The organism is Endozoicomonas sp. ONNA1, from assembly GCF_024606325.1.
Classification (GTDB): domain Bacteria; phylum Pseudomonadota; class Gammaproteobacteria; order Pseudomonadales; family Endozoicomonadaceae; genus Endozoicomonas_A.
Map to the genome: position 1 here is coordinate 1 of NZ_JAHHPN010000057.1, position 5,864 is coordinate 5,864.

The window sequence follows — 5,864 nt, forward strand, 5'->3', positions numbered from 1 at the left end:
GCCTGCATCAATGTGTCATGGATAGCCTTGATCAGCTCTGATTCAGACACGCCAATGGCATTGGCGTATGGTGTCAGGGTATCCTGAGCATTGGCCAGAAATGCAGCCGTCTTGCGGCCGTTTTCGAAGGCGATGTCGTCAAGAACGTAGTTAGCGATGACAGAAGCTGCGTACTCCTTCATGCCGGCAACTGATTCCTGCATACCTGCCGGGCCAGTTGCGGTCATGATCACAGGAGAAAAAGCACTCTGTACGAACTCGTCAACACCCTCGTCGGACAGCATCTGGACAACGGCCCTGAACTGGGGCACCTTGATGCCGTGTCTGTAGCCAAGGAAGTGTTCAAATTCATCCACTGTCTGGTAATCATCGACACCTCTGACAGCCTTTAAATAGTGCTCAAGTTCAATCTTGCTGATCAGACCTTCTCGCAGTAAAGCAATGATCCTGTAACCACTGGCAGAACGGGCAGCGAAGTATTCCGAGAAGCTTTTCAGATCCTTTGGTTCGTGTTCAACGAAGTGAATAGCTGCTTCGCCCATGCCATAGATTTCATCGTCGTACTCTTGTGGTCCGGTTTTAATGTGAGTCCTTGCCCAGTCTGCCAGATCCTGGACTTTTTCCAAAGTATTCAGAGACTGATCTTCTACAGGCTGGAACATGAATGTTGTCTTCAGATTTTTGAAGACTTCCACAATCCGTCTGATCTGGGCAAATTTCAGATCGTCTCCGACCAATGCTTGCAAGTGAATCGGTGCAAATTCATCGTCAAAGTCAAAAGTCGGAAGATAGGGTCTGACTTTACCGCTGTTTTCTGCTGATTCTATGAGACCCATTGCGGCTTCCAGAGCCTGTTTCTTCAGAGAGTGCGCCCTGGCAAAGGCGTGGATATCGGCCAGTATATTGGCCTGTCCCGGCGTGTACTGGAAGAACCCACCCTTTTCTATGGCGGCTTCCTCAGAAGATTTCAGAACTTCCTTCAATACGCTTATTTCCGCTTTCCTGATTTCTACTTCTTTGTTCAGACTTTGCTCTTCCCGGGCCAGTTGCACAAGTGCGCTGGCAGTAACATCATCCCCGCCCAGTTTCAGCTGTCTCTTTCTCAGGGCTTCAACCCGTTCAGCGTTGCTGAGAGTGGGCGCTGGCTTGAGACCCACGTCATCTTCAATGGCTTTAAGATTTGTTTGATGATCCTCCAGAGCTTTTTGTGCTTTTGATATTCTGACTCCTACGTTTTTCTGGCCTGAACTCATCATGTTTCTTATGTTTTTAAGCAGGCTTGCAGATTCCGGATTCTTGTCTTTGGAATCCTTAATCCTCTGATTTTGACGCTTCAGATCTTCCTGATATCTCTTGTCTCTCATCTTTTCACCGGTTAACTCCATCTCTATGCGATCGTGCTCAAGCAAAAACTTCGTGATTTGAAGGTACTTTTTTCTGGTTTCAGGCAGTTCACCCACTGTTTGATCAACTTCACCCTGATCATGAGTGTCTGCATGTGTTTTAATGGCGGTGAAGTCATCCTCTTTTGCCAAATTATCAGGGGCACCCTCAACAGAGATTTTCAGTTCTGATGTGGCGGCTCCCGGTTTTTGAACGATTTCATCGTGTTTCTCTGAATCTTCACTCTGCAAAAAGTGTCTGATGTCGTTTACTCGCTCTCCGGTCGTTTGCTTAAAAACCAGTGTCAGACCTGATTCGGTCTGAAATTTTTTGATTACCTGATCAGGCGCTGCCTTGTCGTCATTCGTGATAGGGGCGACGTTAGCGGGATTTTCACAGATCTCCTCCTGTTTGCGACGGACAGCCTCCAGTTTGCGATAAGGAGCCTCTAGCTCAGTTTCAGCATCCCTTATCGCTGTCCTGACTTCGGCTACCTCAGATTCAGTGTATCGGTGTTTGGGCTTCAGGAGAGCCATCTGCCTGTCAAGCTCAGTATCAATGGCTGCGATACGCTCATTGACTAGAGGCAGACCCGCTGTGTCGACTTTGTCGTACAGCTCCTCGAGTGTTTTTTTAATGAGATGGATTTGATCATCTTTCGAGGCATCATCTTTATAGTCCTTAATGTTGAGTTGACGAGCAATTTCATTGTTTTTATTTCTTCTGATACCCTCATTGTCATAAGGTTCGCCTACTTCATTCTCTAATTCCCAAATTTTATGAGTTAGAACATCCTCCAGTGGATGCAGGAAGTTGACTTTTTCAAATTCTACTTTCAGAATTTCGGCCAGTTTAATTTTCAAATCCTTGCCTCTTTCTTTAGCAGCAACGTTTTGACTTGCGTCGATGCCTAGCTCATCCTCTATATCATCAAGCATCTGAATCTGTCTTCCCAAAGCGCGCTCATCGGCTTCTTCGACACCATAGGTCAGTACCGAATGGAGCTTCTCAAGTTTTGCTTCCCTTTCTTCGAACTCAGCCGGGATTTTTTGTCTCCAGAGGGTATGCACCAGATCATTCAGTTTTTTTTCGGAGACGACATTGCCGTCAAGAGTTGCACGAACCTTGTCAAGCCTTGCTTTTTTGTGTTCATATTTATTGACTTCAATTTCGAGTATTTTTTCAGCATCTGCCAGTATTTCCAAAGCCTTTTCCTCTGACTGCTGTCTGGCTTTTGTCATGTACGTCTGAATTTCCTCAGAAATCGCGCGACGACGGGAATACACATCGCCCTCCTCACCACTGTGCTTCTTATTCAGGGCTCTCTCCACGCCTCTCAGTTTCCTGAGTACTGTGGGCATGGCTTTGAGGTGGTCAGGTGTTCTGATATCTTTCATTGTTAGTTGAAAATTTGGATGAATGCGGAACGCGCGATTTAATGCTTCGATATCTGCCTTTTGTTCTTCTGGTGCGATGTCTTTATCCGGTCTGAAACGCAAAATCCATTCCACACCATCGTTCATGGATTTGACGTGAGGTTTTTCCGAACAGCATTTATCATTGAGTTTTCGGATTCTTTGAAACAGATCATTCTGATGGTCGTCCAGTGGAACATTCGTTGACTGAAGTTCGTTAAGCAAATTTTTTTGTCGAAGATTCTGCATATGAGCTTTCTTTATTGCAGTGTTCAGTGATTCAATTTTGTGAAGCAGTCGGTATTCTTGAAAGTCAATATCTGTGTTGCTGTCAAAATTATTAATGTTTAAATCTAAGGCAAGAGTTTTATAGCGGGCTTTGATTTCAGCTTCAGCTTCTGTTCCAATGCTCTGTTGCTGAAGAGGGTGTTCGATCTGAACTGTCTGCTGCTTGAGATGCTTTTGAATGGCCTGATGAATGGCATAGTGACGGGCTTCCATGTCCTCTTCGTTTTTCGGAACCAGGCCTAACCGACCTTCAACGATAGCCATTTTTTTCCGAAATGCCTCGTGGTTCTGTTCAGCGTGTTGTCGCAAATAATTTTGAATGAACTGAAAGCGGGCACCCAAATCCTTATCATTGCCTTGAAAAATACTGAGCTGGCGCTCTATGGCGGTCAGTGTTGCTTCTGCAGTGTCTCCGTCAGGCTTTCCTGTTGCGGCAAATGTTGAGGCAAGCGACTGGTCAATTTCATGACTTGTCTTTCTGATAAGTCTGGCTTGTTCTTCAGTTGGCTGGCTATCATCCGGGTTATCAATACCAAGCTCTGCTGCCAGTTGAGTATTTCGAGCTCTGATGGCATCTGCTATGACATCATGAACATGCTTTTCCAGCCTGAGTTGTTGCGCTCTCAGTTTTTCCGTTTTACTGGCAGTGGCTTGCTCCGTTGAGAGCTTTAACTGGTTTCTAAGCTGGAAGAGTTGAGTTTCTGCTGTCCACAGTTCTTGCAGCTTGCTTTCATTCTCAATCAGCTGTTTGACCATGTTGACAGTGATCCTGGAAGCAAACTCTATGTCGTTCTCAGGAGCATCAATTCGCGCTCGGTGGAGATCGTTGATATCAGGTATAACTTTCTGAATATTCTGAATAAAATGCGGGTTAACCAGAAGGTTTCCAAGTGCGGGTTTGAAGCTGAAGTGTTTTACGAGTTGCAACTGCAACCAGCAGGGCGTGATGGCCGACGAAGCGGCTCTGATATGACCTGGTGTGAATTCAAATTTATAGGCATTATCCGGATTAGCAATGGTCAATGCCTGCTGGAGAGATTCATAGTATGCAAGCGTCTTCAGTTGATGTTCGTTAAATTCAGTATCGTGGTGTGCAGCCAGCTCCTCCAGCACTGCCATCTGCCTGCTCCGAATAACGTACCGGTAGTTTTGGATATCATAGCTTTTAAACCACTTTTTTACTGAATGAGCGGGCTTATCACTCTCATCTTTTTCCCAGAGTTTATGGAGTTTTTCTACAACAGCGATATTGTTCGGATACTGCTTCTGTCCACGAAAAACAATAACTTCCTCCAGCGCTTCTGTTACTTCCAACTTTGGATAGCCCGCAGGTGCAGTATAAACCTGTGTGTCATCCTCGACGTGTACAACATATCCGACGGGTTTGCTGTGTGCTAACAGTTCATTGAGAGCCTGTTGTTGTAAATCCTCTTCTAAAATATGAACCTGGATATAGGCGGAGGTGGCTGCCGCCAAGAGAGCCTCATCATTGACAAAGAGTGATTGACCCAGGCGCTGCAGTTCAGGGGGCTGATCGCCCGAAGCGATAAGACGCATAAAGGTGCGCCCTTTCACTGCAACTTTTTCAACTTCAATGGTGGCAAGGGGAACGTAGTGATCGCCAGGGCCGAGGTCGATGTCTCCTGCCATGAGATCGACAGTGTCGAGCAACTCAGCCAGCTTTAAAGGTTTGGCGATTTTCGTTAGTGGGTCTAACGACAGGCTGCCACCTGATTGTCGACGAACAAACTCAATTGAATCCTGAACGGTAATTTTGCCTCTGACTTCAATGACCAGTTCCTTTTCTCCAAGGTTATGGGTGAACCTGAAAACTCCTTCATCGCCCACTTTCAGGACTTTGGTGTATTTCTGAGCAACGCCATTTTCGTCTGTTTCAAACAGATCAACACTGGAAACGTCACTTGTAACTTCAGCAAGAATTTCTGTAAAACTCATAGCAGGAACGTAATAGCTTTCCCTGCGATCAGGCTTATCACGATAGGTGGTGGTAAAGGATTTAAGTATTGGCTGCTGGTCATGACCTAACGTTGGCCGAACCGTGATCCCTCTCTGGGTATACTCTTTACGTCCATTGTCCAGTATATCGACAGACTTTATGTGTAGCTTGCGATCGGCCAGTGCTTGTGTACCAATGAAGGAAGAGCTGATGGCAAAGGCCACTGCAAGGCTTAACGCATTGGGACGAGCATATGTCATTCTAGTACCTCAGGGCTGAGTACTTTTATCACCGTGACAAGTGAATGCCAAACCGGGCAGGGAAGGGTGCTTTCAATCGTTCAATTTAGCTGAGAGTTGTTCGTTTGCGTTGTTTTTTTCAGGGAAGGAATATCCATGCCACTCCGGACGAAGAAACGCTTGAGACGTTTACGCCCGAAGTCGATCCCGGTACCGTGTCCCATAGTTCGGGCAATACGGGACAGGTTGACTGAACCCATCTGGATGAGGCCAAAAATAACCAGCTCATATCAAGCTTTGTCTCGAAATCGTCTCCTACCGGGATGTATTCCTTTATATTGGTTTCTGATCAGAGTTCGTCTCGGGTATTCTCATTGTCACGCCAACCTTTATCAAGATTTGCCTGTGTTGGTTTCACGACTTCAGGTAGAAGACCTGACTGAGGAGCATTTCTCTTGTCATGAACAGGAACTTTCTTGTCAACGCTTTGTTGCCAGTCGTAAAAGACACCCAGAGTGTAGGAGTATGGAATACTTTCTGCGTGGGAGAATGACCATTTAGGCACATTTTCCTTGAAGTATT

At 46.0% G+C, this 5,864-nt stretch carries 3 protein-coding genes; all 3 read right to left on the bottom strand.

The window, feature by feature from the left end:
• Positions 1-5,303: hypothetical protein (locus KDK19_RS01250; protein WP_257291179.1), on the bottom strand; the 5,303-nt coding region annotated here is incomplete at its 3' end.
• Positions 5,304-5,383: 80 nt separating this feature from the next.
• A complete protein-coding gene (locus tag KDK19_RS01255; protein ID WP_257291180.1) occupies positions 5,384-5,542 on the bottom strand; it encodes a hypothetical protein in 159 nt (52 codons plus the stop codon).
• Positions 5,543-5,631: 89 nt separating this feature from the next.
• A partial coding sequence (locus tag KDK19_RS01260; RefSeq protein ID WP_257275470.1) for a hypothetical protein occupies positions 5,632-5,864 on the bottom strand: 233 nt, incomplete at its 5' end.